Genomic DNA, 22,186 nt, shown 5'->3' on the forward strand with positions numbered 1-22,186 from the left:
ATGCACGCTCTCGCTGAACTGTGTGTCCGCCGGCCGGTGTTCGCCACCATGTTGGTGGTCTCCTTGACGGTCGTCGGGCTGTACTCGTTCTTCGGCCTTGGGGTAGACCTCCTACCGAATATCGATGTGCCGACCGTGTCCATCACGGTGCAGAATCCCGGCGCGTCACCTGAGCAGATCGAGACCGAAATCACGAAGCCCATCGAGGCGGCCGTCAACACGATCAGCGGCATCGACGAGTTGCGGTCGACGTCCGTCGAAGGGTCGTCGCAAGTCACGGTGGCATTCCTGCTCGACAAGGACAGCGACGTAGCCGCCCAGGAGGTTCGCGACAAAGTCAACCTCGTCATTCGAGATCTGCCCGACACGGCCCTGCAGCCTGTCGTGCAGAAGTTCGATCCTGGCGCACAGCCCATTCTTCAGATCGTGGTGGCCAGTCGTCGTCCGCTGCGCGACTTGACGCGGCTGGCGGACGAACGGATCAAGCAGGCGCTCGAGAGCGTCAGCGGCGTTGGCGAAGTGCGAATTGTCGGGGGCGCGGACCGTGAGATACAGATTCGCGTCGACCCCGATAGCCTGCGCGCACATAACCTCACGGTCAGCGACATTGCGACAGCGTTGCGGCAGCAGAACATCGAGTTGCCCGGGGGACGGGTCCAGCAAGGCAGCGAGGAACTGACGGTTCGCACCCTTGGGAGGATCACGAATCCGAAGGACTTCGAGGGCGTCGCAGTAGCCACGCGTGGCCAGTATGTGGAGCGGATCGCGGATGTCGCAACCGTCGTCGATGGGCAGGAAGAGCTTCGCAGTGCGTCGTTCCTGAATGGGGAAGCGGCGGTCACGCTCGTGGTGTCAAAGCAATCGGGTCAGAATACGGTCGCCATTGCCGGCGACGTGAAAACACGGCTCGCTGAACTATCCGCGACGCTGCCGTCGGACATCCGGACGTATGTGCTCAGCGACCAGTCGATCTTCATCGAGGCCGCAGTCCGGTCGCTCGAAGAACATCTGCTGCTTGGCGGTCTCCTGGCGGCCGGCGTGATCTTTCTGTTCCTGGCCAACACCCGCACGACGGTGATCGCCGCACTGGCGATTCCGATCTCGATCGTCTCGACGTTCGCGTTGATGCGCGCGCTCGGCTACACGCTCAATCAGTTGACGATGCTGGCGCTGACCCTGATGGTTGGCGTGGTCATCGATGACGCGATCATCGTCCTCGAGAATATCTTCCGCCACATCGAGGAAAAGGGGATGCGTCCGTTCGAAGCGGCGATCGAGGGCACCCGAGAGATCGGCCTGGCCGTCATGGCCACAACGCTGTCGCTCATGGCGGTCTTCGTCCCGGTCGGATTCATGGGCGGAATCGTGGGCCGCTTCATGTCCTCCTTCGGACTCACCGCGGCCTTTGCCATCGGCGTGTCGCTGTTCGTCTCGTTCACCCTCACGCCGATGCTGGCCTCGCGATTCATCAAAACACGTGAGCGTGCCAGTCACGCAAGCTCGAAGGAGACTGTATTCTTCCGTCCCATCGACCGGACGTACATGGTCCTCCTGCGCTGGTCCATGGCGCATCGGTGGTCCGTTGTGACTATCTGCGTGCTGGTCATCGTCAGCACCGTTCCGATCGCGAGGGTGATGGGCGCAAATTTCACGCCGACCGACGACCGATCGGAATTTCAGGTGAACGTAAGGACGCCAGAGGGAACCGGGCTGGCGGCAACATTGACAGTCGTGCAACGGATCGCGAATGACCTGCGCGCGCAGCCGGAGATCACGGACACCCTGGTCACGGGTGGTGCCAGCGGCGGTGGAGGGGGGCTCGGAGGAGGTGGCGGCGTTGGCGGCGTCAACGCGGGGTCGATCAACGTCAGGCTCGTTCCCCTGGATGCTCGCGACGTCTCGCAGGAAGACGTGATGGTGCGCGTGAGAGAGCTGCTACGACGTTATCCGTCAGACCTGTACACAAGCGTCGGTGGCACTGGTGGGCCAGGCGGAGGCGGAGGCATCCAGTACGCGATTCGCGGACCCGACTTGAAGCGGCTGACGGCGTATGCGGCGACGTTGATGGAAAAGATAAAGACTATCCCTGGGCTCGTCGAGCCGGATTCGTCGTTGCGGGCCGGACGACCCGAGCTTCGTGTCGAGATCGACCGCCAACGTGCGTCCGATCTCGGTATCCGCGTCCAGGACATCGCTCAGACCGTGAATACGCTCGTCGGCGGCCAACGGGTGTCGACGTTTGACGACCAGAGTTACCAGTTCAAGGTCACGCTTCGCGCCGAAGAACGATTCCGAACCGGGCCGGAAGGGCTCCAACGCTTGAGCGTATCGGCTGCCGGTCGCACTCCCGTCGCATTAGGTGACGTGGTGCGGATACGTCCGTCGGATGCCCCGTCTTCCATCCAGCGGATCAATCGGGAGCGCCAGGTCACGCTGTCGGCGAACCTCGCGCCGGGCGGGTCACAATCGGTGGCCACGGCGGCCCTCGATCGCGCGGCCGCCGACCTTCAGATGCCGGCGGGATATGTGGCCGGCGCAGCTGGTGGTTCCCGAGAACTGGCGCGTACGGCGGGCTACTTCCTGATCGCGATCTCGCTCTCGTTCATCTTCATGTACATCGTGCTGGCTGCGCAGTTCGAGTCGTTCCTGCATCCCATCACGATCCTTCTGACGCTGCCCCTCGCGGTGCCGTTCGGCTTGCTGTCACTGCTCATCGGCGGCCAGAGCATCACGATCTACTCCGGCTTGGGGCTGTTGCTGTTGTTCGGAATCGTCAAGAAGAACGCGATCCTTCAGATCGACCACATGAACAACCTGCGCAACGGTGGCATGGCGCGACACGAGGCCATCCTGCAGGCGAATCGCGATCGTCTACGGCCAATCCTGATGACGACGGTGGCGCTTGTCGCAGGCATGCTTCCGCTCGTGCTGTCGAGTGGTCCCGGCTCCGGCACCAACCGCTCGATCGGTGTGCTGGTTGTCGGTGGCCAGTCGCTCTGTCTGGTCCTGACGCTTCTCGCGGTGCCGGTCTTCTACTCGCTGTTTGACGACGTACAGACATCGACGGTATGGGCCCGGATGGGGCAATTCGCGAACGTAGGTCGTTTGGTGTCGTTCGCGAAGCTTCGATCTCCCAGCTGATCCGCGAGGGTTCGGGTAGTGGTCTTGTTGGCGTGATCCGGTCCGGTGACACCGGCCGGGGATGACCAACGCCGGATATCGCGCGGTCAGTCGGCCGTCTGGTGGGCGCACTGCGCCTTCACCCACATGAACATTGGTCCGATCATCCTCAAAAAGAAGATCGAAGAGCGGATGGAGTAGCCGAGAGCCTATTCGGACCTCAGCGCGATGAGCGGATCGATTCTCGCCGCCCGCAGGACCGGGAGCAGCATCGCGAGCACGGCCGTGAGCCCGAGCACGCCAAGAACGCCGATGTAGGTCGGCACATCCCACGGGGACGTCTCATACAGGACGCCCGTGAGCAACCGGCCGCCGAGAAGCGCACCGGCAATGCCCAGAACAACACCGGCCACGACGAGCCGAACGCCTTGGCCGAGCACGAGGCGCACGACGTGGCTTGGGGCAGCTCCGATCGCTCTGCGCACGGCGAGCTCTCGTGTACGCTGGCTGACAAGATGGGCGAGCATACTGAAAATCCCGACGGCTGAAAGCACGACGCCGATTGCCGCGAAGACGCCGATGAGTTGGGTACGAAACCGCGGATAGCTCAGCGCAAGTCCGAACATCTCCGCGACCGTCTGCACGCGAACCGGCACGGTCGGGTCGGTCTCCTGCACGATTCTCCGGACCGCGCTCGCGATCGCGGTCTCGTCGTCTGATGTTCGTGCGATGACTGTCAGCGAACCGCCCGCACCTTGCGCTGACGCTTGATAGAACTCCGGTCGTGCCGGCACGCTCGGGTCTCGCCATCTCGAGTCACCGACCACGCCGACGATCTCGAGCCATGGACCGCTGCTATTTCGACTGATACGGCGGCCGACTGCTGGCTGCCCGGGGAACGCCGCCCGCGCGAGCGATTCGTTGACGATGATGACGCGCTGGGCGCTCGGTGTATCGGCCTCGGTGAAATCCCGTCCGGCACGAAACGGGACGTTCAAGGTCTTGAAGAAGTCTGGCGTGATCGATGACGAGAACGCCTGAAGCCGCTCTCCCGGCTGCGGGACGGCCTGTCCGTCAATGAAGAAGTCGTTCGATACGCCACGTTCCTGGGCAAGCGGCAGTCTGGTTACGCCAGCTGCCGCCTTGATCCTAGGTAACGCGCGAACACGCGCCAGAACGTCGCGAAAGAACGCCGCTCGCACAGCCACTGTGCGGTCGTCGCCCAGTGCATACTGCGTGTATGCAGCGACAACTCGATCGGTCGTGAACCCCAGATCCTGTTCGTTCAGCTTCTGAAACGATCGGAGGAGCAATCCCGCGCCGGCAAGCAGCATGATGGACACGGCGATTTCCGCGACGACGAGTGCCGACCGAAGCCGGTGGCTTCGGCCGCCAACGGCGCCTTTCGTGCCGCCCTGTTTCAGAGCCTCGGTGAGATTGAGGCTCGACGCGCGGGCCGCGGGGATCAAGCTGAACAGCAGGACCGAGGCGATCGAGAGGCCACACGCGAAGAGCAGCACGACACCGTCAATCCGCAACTCGTCTACACGGGGCAGGGCGATCGGCGCCCACGCCACGAAGCCCTGGACCAGTCCATGCGCCAGCAACAGACCCGCACTGCCGGAAACGAGGGTGAGCACGCTGCTCTCAATGACGATTTGCCGCACCAGGTGCCCGCGGGCCGCCCCGAGCGCCGCACGCAGTGCGAATTCCTGCGCGCGAGCCGCCGACCGGACCAGAAGCAGACTCGCAATGTTCGCGCAGCCGATGACGAGCGTGAGCGCGACCGCCCCCATGAGCATCCACAGCGTGCCGCGCACGTGACCGGTCAACTGCTCCTGCAACGCAGTCAGTGAGACATTCTTGAAACGGTTACCGGGATGCTGCGCTGCTAACCGGTCGCCAACCCCCCGCATCGCGGCTTGACTGGATGCGAGGCTTAGGCCTTCTTTGAGGCGGCCGACGGCGCGATAGTTTGCCGCGTTGCGATTCGCGCGATCGGTCGGTCCGGCCGGAATCCAGATATTGGTCTCGTCGGGATAGTGAAACCCCGGCGCCGCGACGCCAACGATCTGCGCCGGCGATCGATAGAGCAGGAACGTCTTGTCCAGCGCCCCGTTGGCCGACCCGAAGTTCGCGACGGCCCACTCGTAGCCAACGACCACCGGCGGTGTCGCTGCGTCGCCTTGACCCGACACATTGTCATCACGATTCAGCAATCGTCCTGCCGCCGCCGGGCGTCCGAACACCTCGAAGAAATCGCCTGACACGCGAAGGAGGCTGCCGAATCCCCCGCGGCCGTTGACCGTCGTGGCCATCTGGTCGTCGCCGTTGAAGTGTGCCAGGCGATCGAAGACGCCAGTTTCGGATTGCCAGTCCAGAAAATCCGGGCCCGAGACATTGGGATTGGTCCGTCCTGTGTTCGTCCAGAGCGTTTCCGCTGCGACAATGCGTTCAGCTCCGGGATAGGCGAGCGGCGTGAGGAGTACCGTATGCACGACGGAGAAGATCGCCGTGTTCGTCCCGATGCCCATCGCCAGGATAGCGCCCGCGCCGAGCGCGAAGCCCCAGCTCCTGCGAAGGTTCCTGGCCGCGTGGCGCAGGTCACGCGCGAGCGTGTCCAGTCGAGCCCACGTCCACGAGTCCCGAACGCCTTCCTGTACTTGCGTGAGTCCTCCAAGTTCGACGACGGCGCGACGCCTCGCCTCGCTTGGGTCCAGTCCGCGGTCGACGAACTCCGCAGTTCGACACTCAACGTGGAACGCGAGCTCGCGATGCAGATCGCGTTCTTGGCCTTCGCGGCTCGGGCGAAATGGAGGCCGGCTCATAGCTACCGTCCTTCGTTGAAGATCAGCTCAACCGCGTGGTTGAGTCGGCTCCAGCTGGCTCGTTCCACCGCGAGCTGGCGACGTCCCGTCTTGGTCAACGTGTAGAACTTGGCCTCGCGACCCGTCTCTGAAGGTCGCCACTCGGCTTCGAGCCAGCCTCGCTGCTCGAGCCGGTGGAGCGCCGGATAGAGCGATCCTTGGTTGACCTGGACGGTGCCTCGAGAGACCTGCTGAAGTCGCTGCGCGATGGCGTACCCATGGGCGGCGTCGAGCGACAGGATCTGCAGAATCAGCATGTCGAGGGTGCCCTGTGGAATCGGAAACCGGGATGGCGGCATGGTTGTAGCATCAACCTTCGACAGATAAGCCTAGAGCTTCGACATAACGCTGTCAAGCGTGACGGAAAGTTGTCGGGAAGTGGAGCTCTTGCGCCGCTCCGCCGCGCTCGGGGTCGTTCGCGTCGTCCAGTCAGCCTACGCTCGTCATTCGGCGGCGTCGAACCCGTGATGAGTGTCTATCCGTGGCCCTGGGGGCGCAGGTGGTGGGCGCACCTCACGTTGACCCGCATGAACGTTGGTCCGATCACTCTCCTGCAATCAGCTCGAGAAGGGGATGGAGGCTGCTTCACTCGGCGATGTCTCTGACGTGCCGAACACAAGGACCGTCACTGGGCTGCGGTGACCGCCGTCGGTTGCGCTCACGGTGCGGTTCGGCCGATTTCAACAAGACGCGGCAACGCGGGCGCAGCGCCCCGACCTTCCGAAGCGGCCGGGATGCTTGCGAAAGGACGCAATCGGATCCGCACCGGCGTGAACGAGATGGCGGGCAGAATATCGGTGATCACCGACCTGAAAACCGTGCACATCGTTTCTTGAACTCGTCGGTGTCCCCTCCAGCCGCGCCCCCGGGAGTCGCGAGGGCCATGCGCGCGAGACGCATCGTCGTGTAGCCCGCATCGCTGCAGAGGGAGGCCGTCAACTCCGACCAGGTGATCGACGAGACCGGGCCGAGATAAAGTACCGCGTCGTACTGTTCCTCCATCGTCGTCGGCGGTTCGGTCTCGAGGCCGGCGAAGTACTTGAAGTTCAGTCGTCCAAGCCTCGTGTCGCGAAGAAGTGTCAGGCTAGGGACTGGCCACGACGCAATGTCGCGCTGCATGAGTTCCATCTGCGCGGTCACATTCGTCCAGATGGAAAACGTGTGCACCCCCTGTTGCTCGAGTCGATTCACGAGGGTCGGGGTGGCGGATGACGCGCCCGCCCACTTGGCGCTTCGAGAAAGATGACCATCCCCGTAGATCATGAGGGCGCGGCGATTCCTGGGCAGCACTTCCTGCTCGATGACATCGATGACATGGTGCCGTTGGCCGATCCACTCGACGGCCTCGCCGTGGGTCCGGATGGTCTGCCAGTCGATCGGCGGATCGCCGAGCAGGACTCGCAGTTGTCGTTCTGGAGGAAGCCTCGCATTCACGTCACGGACCGCGCGGAAGAACTCCTCGTAGATCGGAACGTTCCAGATCGTGTTGGGCATGGTCGTGTCCTCCCAGGCCCTCCGCAGCTCGGCGTGTGGCACATCACCACCCTGAACGAAGGTGTCCATCATCTTCTGGTAGCGCGAGTTGCCGAACTCGACGACGACATCGTTGACGATCGAAGGGAACCGCGCATCATGGATGAGCGCGAGACGAAACGCGTGTGCTTGAAGGCTCCCGTGGCCTCCTTCACCCAACGCGACGATTTGATGCGAGTGAAACGCTTCGAGAATCCCGGCGACCGGATCGACCGGGACGGCGTAACGTGTGCACGCAGCACCGAGGAGGAGAAGGCAGAGGGATACCCGTGACGAGATCTGTGTCGAGCGCGTTCGCACTGTCAGTTCGACTGCCAATGATGGCTCCGTGACCGTTGTTGTTCTGTGATCAAGCCGCTTTCTGGTGCTGACGAGCGGACTGGGATTCAGGAATCTGACTCTTGGACACCGTTCCGTGCGAAATGATTCAGGTCGTGCAGAGCCATGCTGCCGCGCCAGCAGGTTCGTCCTGACCCGCGCGGGGCGACCGATTCCCAGGTTCGGCCCGAGTGAGGAGATTCATTCAGTCGCATCTGGTGGGCACAGAAGCTGGGCACACCGGCGGGCGCGCTCGCTCCGAACGGTCTAGATGGAAGGAGGGAAGTCGTCCTTTGGCGCCTGGGGCGGTTGCCCGGCACCGCCCCAGTCTGATGACGTGATAGCCGAAGACCTACGCCATTCGCCCGAGCGGGCGTATCGGAGCTCGCGGTAGACACGATCCGGCCTGACCCGACTACATTGACAATCTACAATATGCTTGCTATTGTAGATAATCAAAGTAGACACATGGGTAAACCAACCGATCTCGTGCAGGGCACGCTGGACTTCCTCATTCTCCGCACGCTCGAGTTGGGCCCGCGGCACGGCTGGGCCATTGCGAAACGTATCCAGCAGATCTCCGACTACGTGCTGCAGGTGCCACAGGGCTCGCTCTATCCGGCGCTGTACCGTCTCGAGCGCCAGGGCTACGTCACCGGCAGGGTCGGTCAAGCGGAGAACGGCCGCGACGTGAAGTTCTACGCACTGACCCGCGCCGGCCGCGCCCATCTCAGACGGGAAATCGCCGCGTGGAATCGTCTGTCTGCGGCCATCAACGTCGTCATTCGTACCGTCTGATCGAGAAGGCACGGATGCGTTGGCTCCATCGCTCTCGCGCCGCTCTTGCTGGACTGTTCCACCGCCGTGCGCTCGACGAGCAACTGCAGCGGGACATTGCGTTTCATCTGGACCAAGAGGCCGCCGAGGGCATGCGAGCCGGGCTGGCCGCCTCCGAGGCACGGCGCCGCGCGCGGGCGAGCTTCGGCAGCGTGGTCGCCGTCCGCGAAGACATCCGGGCCCGCCGGAGGCGGCCCGTCGTCGAGCAGCTCGTGCAGGACGTTCGCTACGCTGTCCGCCAGGCATGCCGGCAGCCCGGTGTTGCGCTGCTGCCGGTCGGTCTGATCGCCGTGGCGGTTGCCGCATTGGCAACCACGAGCTCGTTCGCGTACAGCGTCGTCTTGCGCCCGCTTCCCTGGCCGGATGCGGATCGCCTCGTTGCTGTCGAGGAAGCGCGCGAGGGCGCCTCACGACACACGCCGAACACGATGACGAATGCGACGTACCTCGCGTGGCGTGAGGCGCCACAGACCATCGTGGCGTTCGCCGGCTTCTCGACGCGCACCATGACCTTCGAGGCGGCGGACGAGGCGGAGCGTCTTCGTATCGTCTCGACGACGGCGAGTCTGTTCGACGTGTTGAGGACTCGACCGCTGCACGGCCGCGTGTTCACCGAGATGGACGAGATGTCTTCGGGCGATCGCGTGGCTGTCGTGTCCTTCGCACTCTGGCACCGTCGGCTCGGTGGACGCGCGAGTGCGCTGGGCCGGCCGCTGATGCTGGACGGCGAGTCATATCGCGTTGTCGGCATCATGCCAGAGCACTTCGCGTTCCCAACGGACGATGTCGAGGCCTGGTTGCCGTGGCGGGTGAGTCCGGTGCTCGACCCAGCCGATCCCTACCGGCGATCCGTGTATTTGTTCCGTGGCATCGCGCGACTCGCGCCAGGCGCTACGGCGTCGCAGGCGTCGGCCGAGGCTACGGCGCGCGGTCTGGCGGCACCTGACCTTGGAAGAGTCGGCGATGCGGTGTTCGGCACGCGGGGAAGACCGCGCTTGACCGCCACACCCTACCTCGAGGCTCAGACGTCGGCTGTGCGGCCGGCACTCGCGCTGCTCGTCGGTGCGGTCTGCCTTCTCGTTGTCACGGCGGTGGCCAATATCGCGGGCATGCAGCTCGCGCGCGCGGTCTCCAGGCGCCGCGAGCTCGCGATTCGTGCCGCCATTGGTGCGGGCGCCGGCAGACTCGCACGGCAGGCCGTCGTGGAATGCCTCGTGCTCGGACTCGCCGGCGGTACCTTGGGCGCTCTGCTGACGTACGGGGCCTTCGGAGCATTCCGGCAGTTGTTGCCCGCCAGCTTCCCGCGCACGGGCGATATTGCGGCTGATACGCGTGTGATTGTGGCGGCCGTCGTCGTGGCACTGTTCGGAAGCCTCGTCTTCGCCGTGGCGCCCGCGTCGATCACACGCCGGCTGAATCTTGTTGCGACGCTCGCCGACGACGGCCTTGCGCCAGCAGGCGGGTCCTCAGCGTCGCGGGTCGGCCGTCTTCGCCGAACCATCATCGCGGCCCAAGTCGCCATCGCGGTCGTTCTTCTGATCGGTGCGACGCTGCTCGCAAGGAGTTTCGTCGGCCTGCTGCGGGTCGACCGCGGCTATGAGCGGGCTGGTGTTCTCACGGCCGTGCTGCCGATGCCGACTGCCCGTTTCGACGGTCGTCGCCGCGCCGCCGTGCTGGACGCCATCATCGAGCGGCTGTCGGCCGCGCCCGGTGTCGTCTCAGCAGCGGCCGGGAGCGCGATTCCGCTCGTTCCCTATGACCAGCCCTTCGCCGTCACCATTGATCCGGCAGTTCCTGGCCGCCAGCGACGGTCGGTATCGGCGAATCTTCGTAGGGTCAGCCCCTCGTACTTCGAGGCGATCGGAATGCGTGTCCTTCACGGTCGTGCGCTCAGTGACGCCGACGCTGCGACATCGGTGCCCGTGGTCGTCGTCAATCGAGCGTTCGCGGTGGCCTATCTTCCGGGCGATGGCGTGGGCGTCCGACTGCCGATGCTGCACGGCACCGGGCTTGGTTCACCCGAAGTCGTCGGCGTCGTGGACGATGTCCAAGCGCAGGCAGGCGTCGGTGGCGCGTCGCCCGAGGTGTTCGTCAGCTATCGACAGCTCGAGGAGGGTATGCGCATGCCGGCGCCGGTCGTTATTGTTCGCGCCAAAGGCGATCCGGTGACGCTGACGGCGTTGGTACGCGAGACGGTGATGAGCATCGATCACTCGGTCGCCATCGATTCGATCGTCACGATGGAGGATCGGCTGCTCACGGGTCTCGCGCAGCCGCGGCTGTACGCCGTCGTGCTCGGGGTCTTCGCCGGGTTCACGCTGCTGCTCGCCGCCAGCGGTCTGTTCGGCGTCCTCTCGTACAGCGTGGGCTGCCGGACGCGCGAGATCGGCGTACGTGCGGCGCTTGGCGCACGGCCGATCCAGATCGTCGCCCTCGTGATGCGGCAGGAGGTGCTGGTCGCCGCGGCTGGTCTCGCCGGCGGATTGATCCTTGCCGCGCTCCTCGTGAGCTCCATGACTCGGCTGCTCTACGGCGTGCCCCCGCGCGATCCGCTCACGTTCGCGGCGGTTGCCGTCTTCGTGGTTGCCGTCTGCGGCGCTGCTGCCGTGGCGCCCATCCGCAGGGCGATCCATGTGGATCCGATTCGGGTATTGAAGGCGCCGTAGACGCTTTCAGGCGCGCTATTGCCCTTTCGCGGTGGGCGCACCTGGTGGGCGCTCCTGTCGTTCATTCATGAACATTGGCCTGCCCATCCTCGAAAATCAGTTCGAGGATCTGATTGAAACTCCGGTCGTGGGGCAGTCCCTCTTACGCTGTTTCACGTCTCTCCGCGGAGACGTCACTCACAACACGCACCTTCACAGTCGATTGCGAATCGCGACTAGCGGCGACATCAGCGTTGCGCGCCAGGCAGGGATGAACGACTCCACGAAGACGACAACCGCGACGATGGCGATGGAATAGACGTACGGTGCGTGATCAGGGCCGCCAAGCCGGAAGACGCTGCCGAGATAGGACACCCTGCGTCAATCCTTGGTGAGCGCGTCTCCAAGCCTCCCTGGAAATGCTCCTCTCGCCGAGCCCACGCGAGCGAACGTCGCGCCGGCCGAGGGGTGTAGTGGTGGCGTCTCTGGCAGCCGCAGATGACGGCCTGCTTGGCCACCGCGGCACAGCGTCAAGAGGGGGCTAGCGCGCCAAGCACGCTCGGCGAAGCGCCCGAGCCTCACACGGAGCCGTAGCAGTTACCGCCGATGCGCCGTGTGGGCGGTCCGACGATTGGGAAAGAGCCGCGTGAGCTCATTGCCATTCGCTGAATCCGAATGTCCTCGAGTCGTTCCGCAAGGAGGTGCGCCGCCGCGCCGCCGAGGCGTCGGCGTTCCAAACGCTGATCGACGAGGTGCTCGCCGCGCAAGTCCAGAAAGACGTCGCGTAGGACGTCGAGGCACGCCGTGGCCGGCCTCGTAGCGGCGATCCTCTTGCGAGGTCGTGCTGCGCCCGCGGCTGGTTGAGGTCCGTCGAACGGCCTCCCGGCGATGGGGCGGCCGTTCAAATCGGTCCGGGCGCACCAACCTGCTATCGCCGGCGAGCCTCTTGCCGGTGGCGCGTCGTTTCTTCTATCAACGACAACAGCTATTGCGATGTCGCGGGATCGATCGCCGCGAGGCGATCGTCGAGCCGGCGCATCAGGAACTCGCCGTCGAGTGCGAGGCTCAGCTCGCCGGACTCGGCCGTCGTCTCGAACCTGGCGGGGCAGAGGACCGCCCTGGCCTGCACGAGCGCGCGAGCGGCGCCGGCGATGGCCGACACCGGAACGTAGCCGAGCAGGTGCCGTTCGAGATCGGTCACCGGCACAACGGCGCCACCAGCTCGTTCGGCGATGTCTCCAGTGGCGAGCACGAACATCCAGTCGTGAGCGCTCGTCTGGCGCAGGGCGCGCAGCCGGTCCTGCATGTCCCGCTCGCTCCGGACCGGCATCAGCGTGCTTCCCGGCTTCGTGATGGCGGGAAGCGGAACGGCGCGGATCGCGGGCGCGTCACGCTTCGGACGAGGACGAACGAAGAGAGAACGGATGAAACCCATCAACGGCGACGTCCCGGTCGGGAGACAGCCTCCAAGCTGGTTCGACCCGGGCTCTCGAGCGCGACGGCGAGCACGGGCTCGCCGCGTTGCTGGACTGTTATATCACTTTGGAGACAAAGGGGAAGCCATCGCGGCCGTGCAGGAGTGCAGTATCGGCTGCCTCTGACGGCGACGTCGCTCGACCGAAGTTCTGTCGGAGCGGCTCTGGCGCGCCAACGGGAGTGGCGCGGCCGGCTGGCTGGCCCGGTTAGTTCGCGTTCGTCACCTCGTCGGCGACGACTCGATTTCCGCTCGCAGTCCGTCGAGAAACACGCACGCGGCCCGGAAATGCGCGTCCGCGCCGCGCAACCATTGCTCATCGCTCGCCCGCGGGTGCGCGGGCTCGACCTTGGCGAGGAAGAGCGTGCTGACGTCATCGAAGAGCCTGGCTGCGATGTCGAGCTGGCGCGCGAGCCCTTCGTCCGTGACGCGGCGCTTCAGCATGGCCACGGCCGCTTGGCGCTCGTTCGCGGCCGCGCGCAGCGAATCGCACTCTGCCGGGGAGATCCTGTGCGGCGAGCGAAGGTCCATCGTGAGCCCATTCTACCGGCGAGTTGGAGCTCTCGCGTAGACTCTGACGCGTGCTTCTCTCCCCTGCGCTTGCACGTCGCGCCGCCCTCTCGGGTCCGCGCCGACGCAATGCTGCGATCGCGAAGTGCCAGACACGAGCGAGCCGGCCATGAGTGGTGCCCGATGCTACCTCGGCGTGGATGGCGGCCAGACGCACACGACGGCGGTGATCGGCGACGAGGCTGGCCACGTGCTCGGCTATGGGCATGCTGGTCCCTCGAATTACGTCGGCGAGGTCGATCGGCGCGACCGGTTCGTCGAAGCGGTGACGGCCGCCGTGGATCTGGCGTGCGATCAGGCCGGTCTTCGGCGCGCGAACGTGACGTTCGACGCCGCGTGCCTGGGATTCACCGGAGGCGCGATCGCGAAAGAGCCGCTCGTCCGTCACATCGTCGCCGCAAGCACGCTCCGGATCGTCGACGATGCGACGATCGCGCTGTCGGGCGCGCTCGAGGGCGGTTCGGGCGTGGTGATGATCGCGGGAACGGGCTCGATGTGTTTCGGCCGGAACGGCGATCGGACGGCGCGGGCCGGCGGCTGGGGATACGTGTTTGGCGACGAGGGCGCTGCATTCGACATCACGCGCCAGGCACTCCGCGCGGCGACACGCTACGAGGAGGGCTGGGGCCCGTTCACCGTGCTGCACGAGCGCTTTCGGGCTGCCACGGGCGTCGACGACATCCACGAGATGCGGCGGCGGTTCTATGCGCCCGAGTTCCCGCGCGATCGCATCGCCGGCTACTCTCGGCTCGTGGACGAGGCGGCGGAGGCCGGCGATCCCGTGGCCATGGAGATCCTCGACGACGCCGCGAAGCACCTCGCGGGGTTCGTCGCCGTCGTCCGACAGCGGCTGTTCGACGTGAGCGAACCGGTACGAGTGGCGTACGTCGGCGGCGTGTTCCGCAGCCGGCGCGTGCTCGAAGCCTTCCGGCGGCGGGTCGAGGCGATATCCCGGACGACGGTCATCGCGCCACGGCACGGCCCGGAGATCGGCGCCCTGATCGAAGCCTATCGTGCCGCCGGACTCGATGTGACGCCAGCGCCTCGCCGGTAGGGAGCTGTGACATACTCTCCGATTGTTTCCGCGGGAAGCTGGCGAACCGCACCGGAGCGGGACACGACGGGTCATGAAAGCTAAAGAACGGCATCAACTGAAGGAAAACGAGCTGGCCCGCACGGCCCAGCAGGTGATCCAGACGGTAGGCGAATACCAGCGCAATGTCGTATTCGCCGTCGTCATCGCGATCGTGCTGGTGGCTGGCGTCGGCGGCTTCTTCTGGTGGCGAGGCGCGCAGGCCGACAAGGCCGGTGCCCTGCTCGGCATCGCCCAGGCGACCGCGAACGCCGGCATCGCGCCGCCATCCAACATTCCAGGCGCACGCCAGGCACCCGGCACCTTCGCGACGCCGAAGGACCGCGCGGAAGCGGCGCTGAAAGCGCTCCAGGAAGTCGCCGCGGCCTACCCGTCATCGGACGCGGCCATCACGGCGAACTACGAGGCCGCCGGCCAGTTGCTGCTTCTCGGACGTCCGGCCGAAGCCGAAGCGCTGTACGACAAAGTCATCGCCACCAACTCGACGCTCTACGCGCCGATGGCGAGGATGGGGCTCGCGCAGGCGAAGCTCGCCGCAGGCAAGGTGGACGACGCGGTGAAGCTGTACACCGACCTTGCGGCCGAGCGCGATAGCGCGCTACCGGTGGACGGCGTCCTGATGCAGTTGGCCGACGCGTACATGAAAGCCGGCAAGCCCGCCGATGCGAAGGCGGCGTACAAGCGTGTCGTGGACGAGTTCCACGAATCGCCGTACGTGCCCGAGGCACGCCAGCGCCTTGCCGCGCTGAACTGACCGCGCAGCCCGCTCAGGGCTCCAGGAAGCGGTTCTCCCCGAGCGGCTGGCCGTTCATCACCATCACGCGCCCGGAGGGATCGAAGTCGGGTTTCTTCCGGCGCTGGACGGCTTCGTGAGAGGTGCTCTCGAGGGCGCTGACGAGCAGCGGGAGCGCCAGCGTCACGTCCGCCTGCACGGACACCCGCTCCGACTCGATCGACAGCTTGCCCCAGCTCTGGGCCTCCTCGAGGCTGGACCCGCTCGCGCCGCCGAAGTAGGGAACGTCCGTCACGATCTGGACGGCGAACTTGTGCCCGCCGACCCGTTCGTCGAAGTACTCCGCCTGCACGCTGGCCTGATTGATGAAGTTCTTGGGCGTGCCGCCGCCGAGGACGATCGTCGCGGTCGATGGCTTGCGAATGACGATGTTGGCGGACTCGACGATGTCGCCGATGACGTCGGCCATCCCGGCGGAGGGGTCGCGGTGTCTCGCCTGCGAAAGCCCCATGCCGATCGACGAGTCCGCGATCGCAGGGCAGAAGATCGGGATCCTCGCCTGATACGCGGCGGTGAGGATGCCGACGTTTCCGGTCTCGTTCCAGAGGTACTCGCCGAGCTTGAACAGGAGCTCGCGGCTCGTGTACGGCCGGCGCTCGAGCTTCAGCACGAACGCCGCGATCCACTCGTCGTTCTTCGAGAAGTCGTCTTCGCTCGCGAGCGTGTCGTAGACCCTGTCGATCCGCTCGGCCGCGAGCGCCGCGTCGTCGAGCTGCGGCGATCCGATGAAGTGGCGGCGGCCGCGCGTCTCGTGCAGATCGTGATACAGGTTCGCGCCGGTCGAGACGAGGCAGTCGATGTAGCGCCGCTCGATCAGGTGCGCGATGACCATGCGCATGCCGCCGGCCGACAGCGCACCCGCCATGCCGAGGAAGATCGTGACGTCGCTCGCCAGCATCCGTTCCCAGATGCGCCGGGCCGTGCCGAGATTGCGCCCCTGGAACGAGGTGCGTTCCATGCGATCGAGCACGGCGTCGGCCGAGAGACCGGATTCCGGCACGAACGGTTCCACCGGTTTGCGGAGAAACCTGGACTTGCGTCGACGGCCCATGTCCGTCGCTATTCTACTGAACGACGGGATGGCTGTCGTGTGGCGGGATGGCGCGCGCGGTCCGGCGCGCGGCGCGCGGCGTGCGCGAGACGTCGCGCAGGAAGTCGAGATCGCCGACGGGCGTGAGCCGGATGCCCGACAGGTCGGCGCGGGCGACGGCGACGTTCGTGCGCGTCCAGAGACTGACGATCGGCACGTCGATCGCGATCAGCCGCTGAGCGTCGACGTACGCGCGGCGCCGCTCCGTCTCGTCGAAGGCGGCCGATGCGAGGTCGAGCAGACGGTCCACGTCGGCGTTCGCGTAGTGCGCGCGGTTGAAGCCGGCGGGCGGCGTCTGCGACGAATGGAAGACACGGCGCAGGATGTCGGGATCGGCGACCGATCCGCCGGTGAAGATCAGCGTGTAGAGCTGGACGTTGCCCCTGATCACGTCCGAGAAGAGCGTCGCGAACTCGTACGATCGGATCTCGATCCCGATCCCGGCGGCGGCGAGCATCTGCTGCAGGGCGGCCGCTTGCACGCGGTAGACCTCCGACGTCGAGGTCTTGAGCGACAGCGTCAGGCGCGGGGCCGGTCCGTCGCCGTCGGGATCGGGATATCCCGCCTCGTCGAGCAGCGTCCGGGCCTTGGCGACGTCGTGCGGAAACGAGCGCACATCGGGCGCAGAGGCCCAGGACATCGACGGCACGATGCCGGCTGCCGGCCGCGCCTGATCGCGGCGCAGGTATCGGACGATGGCCTCGCGGTCGATCGCGTACGCGATCGCCTGCCGGACGCGCCGATCCCGGAGCGCCGGGTCGAGAAGGTTGAGGCCGATGTAGGCGTAGTCGGTGCCGGGACCGCTGATGACCGAGAGGCCCGGCGTTGCCCGCAGCCCGTGGATCAAGTCCGGTGAGAGATCGTTGACGACGAGATCCACGTCCCCTTTTCGCAGCTCGAGCCCGCGCATCGTCTCGTCGGGCACGACCTTGAACGTCACGCCGGCGTTCTTCGGCGCACCACGGTAGTAGCCGGTGAAGGCGGCGAGCGTGACGTGGTCGTCGGGGGCGAACTCGACGAAGCGGTAGGGCCCGCTGCCCAGCGGCGATTGGCCGATCGCGGCGTCACTGTCCGCCGGCACGATGCCCATGTTCGTCAGGTTGGCAGGAAAGGCCGCCGATGGCGCGCGCAGTTTGAACGCCACGCTGTAGCGATCGAGCGCATCGACCGCGACGAGGTCCTGAAACGCCCCCTTGCGGCCCGACACGAACGCCGGGTCGAGAAACCGCCGGAACGTGTAGGCCACATCGGCCGACGTCATCTCGCGGCCGTCGTGGAAGTGCACGCCCGAAGGAATCTCGGCAACGTAGGTCTGCGAATCCGTCGTCTCGAAGCGGGTGGCCAGATCGAGGACGGGCCGGAGGTCGTCGCCGATGCGCAAGAGCGAGCTGAAGAGCAGGCTGTGCACGCGCTGCGACGACTCGTCCAGCCCGATGCCAGGATCGAGGTTCGTCGGCGACGTCTGCAGCGCGATGACGATCGTGTCGCGCGGCGGGGCGGGTGCGGGCTGGCAGGCGGCGGCGCCCGCGGCCAGCAGGCCGAGGGTCAGCCAGCGCCGGCCCGTCACGCCTCGGCCTCGCGTTTCAGCGCCGAGAGCAGATTGAGCGCCTCGAGCGGCGTCAGCCGGTCGACGTCCACGCCCGTGAGCCGTTCGATCACCGGATGCGTTGCGGGCGGCTGGAACAGCGAGAGCTGCCGCTGCGCGGCAGGCGGCGCGCCGCTCAGGCTCGGCCGTCCGCCGCGCGCCAGCTCGTCCTGCTCGAGCGACCGCAGGATCTCCGATGCGCGCGCCACGACGCGGGCGGGCAGCCCGGCGAGGCGAGCGACCTGGATGCCGTAGCTTCGGTCGGATCGGCCGGGGACGATCTTGTGCAGGAACACGATGTCGTCTTTGAATTCGCGCGCGGCGACATGGTAGTTCACCACGGAAGGAAAAGCGTCGGCCAGATCCGTCAGCTCGTGGTAGTGCGTCGCGAAGATCGTCTTCGGGCGTGCGCGCGCGTCGGTCGCCAGGTGCTCGGCGACCGCCCACGCCAGGCTGAGGCCGTCGAACGTCGCCGTGCCGCGGCCGATCTCGTCGAGGATGACGAGGCTCCGAGAGGAGGCGGCGTGCAGGATCGCGGCCGTTTCCTGCATCTCGACCATGAACGTGGACTGGCCGCGCGCGATGTTGTCGGAGGCGCCGACTCTCGCGAAGATGCGGTCGACGAGCGCGAGCTTCGCGGTGCGGGCCGGCACGAACGATCCAGCCTGGGCCAAGAGCGCGAGCAGCGCGACCTGCCGCAAGTACGTCGACTTGCCGCCCATGTTCGGCCCTGTGAGGATCACCACCTGCCGGCTGGTGCCGTCGAGGTGGACGTCGTTCGGGACGAACGCGCCCGACGCGTGCCGCTCGACGATCGGATGGCGAGCGTCGGTAGCGAAGAACTCGTCGCCGTCGTGCAGGAACGGCTTCGTGAAATTCGAGGCGGCCGCGGTCTCACCGAGCGCGGCCAGCACGTCGAGCGAGGCCACGGCTCGTGCCGTGTCGAGGATGCGGGGCGCCTCCGCCGCCGTCCCGAGGCGCAGCGCCTCGAAGAGCTCGAGCTCGCGGGCGGCGATGCGCTCGTCGGCTCCGAGCACTTTGTCTTCGTATTCCTTGAGCGCCGGCGTGATGAACCGCTCACCGCCCGCGATCGTTTGCTTGCGGATGTAGTCGGGCGGGACCAGGCCGAGGTTGGCCTTGGTGATCTCGATGTAGTACCCGAAGACGCGGTTGTAGCGGATCTTCAACGACGCGATGCCGCTGCGGGCTTTCTCGATCTCCTCCATGGCCGCGATCGAGGCTTTGCCGCCTCGGCTGATCGCCCTGAGCTCGTCCAGCTCGGCGTCGACGCCGTCGCGGATGAGACCGCCGTCGCGCGCGAGCGCCGGCGGCTCGGCCACGAGCGTGCGCTCGATCGCATCGCGGACGTCCGCGAGCTCGTCCAGCTCGGCGACCAGGCTGCGGACGAGCGGTGCGGCCAGATCCGCGGCAGCGCGGATGCGCGGCACGAGCGCGAGGGACTGGCCGAGGGCGGCGAGATCCTTGGGGCTCGCCGTGCCCAACGAGATGCGGCCCACCAGGCGCTCGAGGTCGTGCATCGGCCGCAGCACCTCGCGCAGTTTGCCTCGCTCGGTCACGCGGAACGCGAAGTCCTCGACGGCGTCGAGCCGATCCTGCACGCGCGCGAGCGTCACGAGCGGGCGCACGAGCCACTGCCGCAGCAGGCGTCCGCCCATGGCCGTCACGGTCCGGTCGATCGCGTCGAGCAGCGACCCCGCGCGGCCGCCGTCGGCGCCCTCGAGCACGTTCAGATGCCGCAGCGTGACGGGATCGATGACGAGCGCATCGCTCGCCACGCGAAGCGAGATGCTGCGGATGTGAGAAAGATCGCTGCGCTGGGTTTCGCGCAGGTAGGCGAGGAGCGCGCCGGCGGCGGCGATGGCCGCCTGCGCCTGCTCCAGCCCGAAGCCGGCCAGCGACGCCGTCTGCAGTTGCCCGCACAGCGCGTCATGCGCGCGCGCCGAATCGAAGGTCCAGCCGTCGACGCGCGTCACGCGGTACGCCGCCGGATCGCCGGCCACGATCGCGGCATCCGTCTCGTCGGCGATCAGCAGTTCCCTGGGGCGCAGCAGCGCCAGCTCGGCGGCGAGCGCCAGGCGCGCGTCGGTCCCTGTGAACTCGCCGACCTCGAAGGCACCGGTCGACACGTCGAGGCAGGCCAGGCCCCAGGTGCCGTTCGGTGGGGCGTGCACGGCGGCCAGAAACGCCGGTTCCCTCGCCTCGAGATAGGAGGCCTCGGTGAACGTGCCCGGCGAGACGACGCGCGTGACCTCGCGGCGGACGATGCCCTTGGCTTTCCGCGGGTCCTCGACCTGGTCGCAGATCGCCACGCGATAGCCCTTGCGGATCAGGCGGCCGAGGTAGGCGTCCAGCGCGTGGAACGGAATGCCGCACATCGGGATCGCGCCGCCCTGGCTGTCCTTCGCCCGCGACGTGAGCGTCAACTCGAGCGCGCGCGACGCGGTGAGCGCATCCTCGTAGAACATCTCGTAGAAGTCGCCCATGCGGAACAGGACGATCGCGTCGCGATGCTGCCGCTTGACGTCGAGGTACTGCCGCATGGCCGGCGTGGCCGTGTGCGCGGACGGAGAAGCCGGAGAGATGGTCACGTCGAGCAGCGGGAGGGCACCCGGTCGGCGCCGGATTCGCGCGAGTATAACATCTGCACTCGATGGTCATTCTCGCGCTCGAGACCGCGACGCGTGCCGGCAGCGTCGCGCTCGCGATCGATGGCACCTGCGTGTCGACGGGGGGCGACGCCACGCGGCCGCACGGACATCGCCTGCCGGCGGACGTCCTGGGGTGGCTCGCCGCGTACGGGCGCGACATTCGCGACGTCGATCTCTTCGCGGTGGCGAGCGGCCCCGGTTCGTTCACCGGCCTGCGCGTCGGCCTCGCGACCGTGCAGGGCCTCGCGCTCGCGACCGGCCGCCCGGCCATCGGCGTGCCGACGCTCGAGGCGCTGGCCGAAACGAACCTGGTCGGTCCCAACGACCGGCCGGCCGTGCTGGTGGCCTGTCTCGACGGCCAGCGCGGCGAGGTCTTCAGCGCCGCGTGGCGCGTCGGGAACGCGGACGTCACGATCGATCGATGTGATGTCTTGCTGGAACCGGCGGCGAGCCGGCCGTCCGACCTTGCGGCCGCCATTGCGGCCGAAGCCGGGAGCAGGGCCGTCACGATCGTCGGCGACGGCGGGCTTCGCTACGCGGACGTGTTCGCGCGCGTCGTGCCGCAGGCGCAGATCGTCGCCGCGCCGTTGCCGCTCGCCGACACGACGGCGCGTCTTGCCGCGCGCCGAGCGGGCCAGGCCGCGGCGCCGCACGCGCTGCGCCCGATCTACCTGAGGCCGCCGGACGCGTCCGCGCCGAAGGCCCGTGCGGCTGGCGACCACACGATCCGCCGGCTCGGAAGCCGCGACGACCTGGGGGCCGTCGAAGCGCTTCAGCGGCAGACGTTCGCCAATCCGTGGAGCGCGGACTCGATCCGCTGGGAGCTCCAGCACACGGACGTGGCCAGGCTGTACGTGATGGAGGATGCCGGCGGGACGGTCGTCGCGTACTGCGCCTGCTGGATGGTCTTCGATGAGCTGCACATCAACAGCCTGGCCGTGGACGCGTCGCGCCGCCGGCGTGGTCTGGCGCGGCGGCTCTTGACGCACGTGCTCGCAGAGGCCGCCGACGCGGGAGCCTCGGCAGCGACCCTCGAGGTGCGCACCTCCAACGAAGCGGCACGCCGGCTGTACGAAGGGCTCGGGTTCGTCGTCGAAGGCGTGAGGCGTGACTACTACCAGGATCCGCGGGAAGATGCGATCATCCTCTGGAAGAGGGCCCTCCAGGGGCATCGGGGCGAACGGCGCGGGCCGCCGTGACGGACGCCGGGCCGCGTTCGGCTTTGCCCTCCGCCCGTGAAGGGTGCTAGGCTCCGTTCACACCTGAAGGAGGCGAGCATGGCAGAAGCTCAGCTCTCAGTCGATGACACGGTTCGGGCTGTGCTGCTCGAGAATCACGACGAATTCCGCCAACTGGTTCTGGAGCATCACCGCCTCGACGAGCACTTGCGAGCACTCGCCACGGTGCCGTATCTCACCGAACAGCAGCAAGTCGAAGAAGTCGCGTTGAAGAAGCGCAAGCTGGCCCTCAAGGATCGCATCGAGCACATCGTCCGGCATCACGCCCACGGCGCGTCGTCGCCACAGTAGTCTCCCGGCGTGCGGGGCGCGGACGGCGTCCTGCGCCCCGCACGCCGGCTTCGTGTACATGTC

At 66.7% G+C, this 22,186-nt stretch carries 16 protein-coding genes; 7 read left to right on the plus strand and 9 right to left on the minus strand.

The window, feature by feature from the left end; all coding sequences use genetic code 11:
* Positions 1 to 3,141 carry an efflux RND transporter permease subunit gene (locus IT184_03185; protein MCC7007795.1) on the plus strand — a complete coding sequence of 1,047 codons (3,141 nt, stop codon included), beginning with the start codon at positions 1 to 3 and terminating at the stop codon, positions 3,139 to 3,141.
* 188 nt (positions 3,142 to 3,329) lie between these two features.
* On the opposite strand, the gene IT184_03190 is transcribed toward IT184_03185, so the two are convergent.
* From IT184_03190 to IT184_03200, 3 genes are all read right to left on the minus strand, one after another.
* Positions 3,330 to 5,948 carry an ABC transporter permease gene (locus IT184_03190; protein MCC7007796.1) on the minus strand — a complete coding sequence of 873 codons (2,619 nt, stop codon included), beginning with the start codon at positions 5,946 to 5,948 and terminating at the stop codon, positions 3,330 to 3,332.
* 2 nt (positions 5,949 to 5,950) lie between these two features.
* A complete protein-coding gene (locus tag IT184_03195; protein MCC7007797.1) occupies positions 5,951 to 6,286 on the minus strand; it encodes a PadR family transcriptional regulator in 336 nt (111 codons plus the stop codon).
* A gap of 502 nt (positions 6,287 to 6,788) precedes the next feature.
* Complete coding sequence (locus IT184_03200; protein MCC7007798.1) at positions 6,789 to 7,838, minus strand: hypothetical protein; 1,050 nt, start codon at positions 7,836 to 7,838, stop codon at positions 6,789 to 6,791.
* Between the two features lie 468 nt (positions 7,839 to 8,306).
* On the opposite strand from IT184_03200, the gene IT184_03205 reads away from it, so the two are divergent.
* Together IT184_03205 and IT184_03210 are read left to right on the plus strand one after the other, a co-directional pair.
* Positions 8,307 to 8,636, plus strand: a complete 330-nt coding sequence (locus tag IT184_03205) for a PadR family transcriptional regulator (protein ID MCC7007799.1) — start codon at positions 8,307 to 8,309, stop codon at positions 8,634 to 8,636.
* A 14-nt stretch (positions 8,637 to 8,650) separates the two neighbouring features.
* A complete protein-coding gene (locus IT184_03210; protein ID MCC7007800.1) occupies positions 8,651 to 11,341 on the plus strand; it encodes an ABC transporter permease in 2,691 nt (896 codons plus the stop codon).
* A gap of 192 nt (positions 11,342 to 11,533) precedes the next feature.
* Here the strand turns inward: IT184_03210 and IT184_03215 are convergent, their stop codons facing one another.
* The 3 genes from IT184_03215 to IT184_03225 all read right to left on the minus strand — a co-directional run bounded on the left by IT184_03215 (position 11,534) and on the right by IT184_03225 (position 13,325).
* A complete protein-coding gene (locus tag IT184_03215; protein ID MCC7007801.1) occupies positions 11,534 to 11,695 on the minus strand; it encodes a hypothetical protein in 162 nt (53 codons plus the stop codon).
* Positions 11,696 to 12,305: 610 nt separating this feature from the next.
* Positions 12,306 to 12,650 carry a hypothetical protein gene (locus tag IT184_03220; GenBank protein ID MCC7007802.1) on the minus strand — a complete coding sequence of 115 codons (345 nt, stop codon included), beginning with the start codon at positions 12,648 to 12,650 and terminating at the stop codon, positions 12,306 to 12,308.
* Positions 12,651 to 13,016: 366 nt separating this feature from the next.
* Entirely contained in the window at positions 13,017 to 13,325 is a 309-nt protein-coding gene (locus IT184_03225; GenBank protein ID MCC7007803.1) for a hypothetical protein, read from the minus strand.
* Between the two features lie 148 nt (positions 13,326 to 13,473).
* On the opposite strand from IT184_03225, the gene IT184_03230 reads away from it, so the two are divergent.
* Positions 13,474 to 14,418, plus strand: a complete 945-nt coding sequence (locus IT184_03230; GenBank protein ID MCC7007804.1) for an ATPase — start codon at positions 13,474 to 13,476, stop codon at positions 14,416 to 14,418.
* Positions 14,419 to 14,491: 73 nt separating this feature from the next.
* A complete protein-coding gene (locus tag IT184_03235) occupies positions 14,492 to 15,211 on the plus strand; it encodes a tetratricopeptide repeat protein (GenBank protein ID MCC7007805.1) in 720 nt (239 codons plus the stop codon).
* A 13-nt stretch (positions 15,212 to 15,224) separates the two neighbouring features.
* On the opposite strand, the gene IT184_03240 is transcribed toward IT184_03235, so the two are convergent.
* Genes IT184_03240 through mutS form a run of 3 tightly spaced genes read right to left on the minus strand, consistent with a single transcriptional unit; the run spans position 15,225 to position 20,486 of the window.
* On the minus strand, positions 15,225 to 16,301 hold the full coding sequence (locus tag IT184_03240; protein ID MCC7007806.1) for a deoxyhypusine synthase family protein: 1,077 nt from the start codon (positions 16,299 to 16,301) through the stop codon (positions 15,225 to 15,227).
* 13 nt (positions 16,302 to 16,314) lie between these two features.
* Positions 16,315 to 17,907 (minus strand): ABC transporter substrate-binding protein, encoded by a 1,593-nt coding sequence (locus IT184_03245; protein ID MCC7007807.1) that lies wholly within the window; start codon positions 17,905 to 17,907, stop codon positions 16,315 to 16,317.
* Positions 17,904 to 20,486, minus strand: coding sequence for a DNA mismatch repair protein MutS (gene mutS, locus IT184_03250; protein MCC7007808.1), 2,583 nt, complete (start codon positions 20,484 to 20,486; stop codon positions 17,904 to 17,906). The genes IT184_03245 and mutS overlap by 4 nt, the downstream gene beginning before the upstream one ends.
* A gap of 110 nt (positions 20,487 to 20,596) precedes the next feature.
* Here mutS and tsaB point away from each other — a divergent pair, with 110 nt between their 5' ends.
* Positions 20,597 to 21,793: a tRNA (adenosine(37)-N6)-threonylcarbamoyltransferase complex dimerization subunit type 1 TsaB gene (gene tsaB, locus IT184_03255; GenBank protein MCC7007809.1), complete on the plus strand. Its 1,197-nt coding sequence runs from the start codon at positions 20,597 to 20,599 to the stop codon at positions 21,791 to 21,793.
* 78 nt (positions 21,794 to 21,871) lie between these two features.
* Positions 21,872 to 22,123: a YdcH family protein gene (locus IT184_03260; protein ID MCC7007810.1), complete on the plus strand. Its 252-nt coding sequence runs from the start codon at positions 21,872 to 21,874 to the stop codon at positions 22,121 to 22,123.
* Positions 22,124 to 22,186 lie beyond the last annotated feature (63 nt).

Source organism: Acidobacteriota bacterium, from assembly GCA_020853395.1.
In the GTDB taxonomy this organism is placed as follows: Bacteria; Acidobacteriota; Vicinamibacteria; order Vicinamibacterales; family SCN-69-37; genus JADYYY01.

Bases quoted from the DNA above. Each gene is read 5' to 3' on its own strand.
- IT184_03185 (MCC7007795.1), top strand. From the start codon at position 1: ATGCACGCTCTCGCTGAACTGTGTGTCCGCCGGCCGGTGTTCGCCACC.
- IT184_03190 (MCC7007796.1), bottom strand. From the start codon at position 5,948: ATGAGCCGGCCTCCATTTCGCCCGAGCCGCGAAGGCCAAGAACGCGAT.
- IT184_03195 (MCC7007797.1), bottom strand. From the start codon at position 6,286: ATGCCGCCATCCCGGTTTCCGATTCCACAGGGCACCCTCGACATGCTG.
- IT184_03205 (MCC7007799.1), top strand. From the start codon at position 8,307: ATGGGTAAACCAACCGATCTCGTGCAGGGCACGCTGGACTTCCTCATT.
- IT184_03210 (MCC7007800.1), top strand. From the start codon at position 8,651: ATGCGTTGGCTCCATCGCTCTCGCGCCGCTCTTGCTGGACTGTTCCAC.
- IT184_03220 (MCC7007802.1), bottom strand. From the start codon at position 12,650: ATGCCGGTCCGGAGCGAGCGGGACATGCAGGACCGGCTGCGCGCCCTG.
- IT184_03225 (MCC7007803.1), bottom strand. From the start codon at position 13,325: ATGGACCTTCGCTCGCCGCACAGGATCTCCCCGGCAGAGTGCGATTCG.
- IT184_03230 (MCC7007804.1), top strand. From the start codon at position 13,474: ATGAGTGGTGCCCGATGCTACCTCGGCGTGGATGGCGGCCAGACGCAC.
- IT184_03235 (MCC7007805.1), top strand. From the start codon at position 14,492: ATGAAAGCTAAAGAACGGCATCAACTGAAGGAAAACGAGCTGGCCCGC.
- IT184_03240 (MCC7007806.1), bottom strand. From the start codon at position 16,301: ATGGGCCGTCGACGCAAGTCCAGGTTTCTCCGCAAACCGGTGGAACCG.
- mutS (MCC7007808.1), bottom strand. From the start codon at position 20,486: ATGCGGCAGTACCTCGACGTCAAGCGGCAGCATCGCGACGCGATCGTC.
- tsaB (MCC7007809.1), top strand. From the start codon at position 20,597: ATGGTCATTCTCGCGCTCGAGACCGCGACGCGTGCCGGCAGCGTCGCG.
- IT184_03260 (MCC7007810.1), top strand. From the start codon at position 21,872: ATGGCAGAAGCTCAGCTCTCAGTCGATGACACGGTTCGGGCTGTGCTG.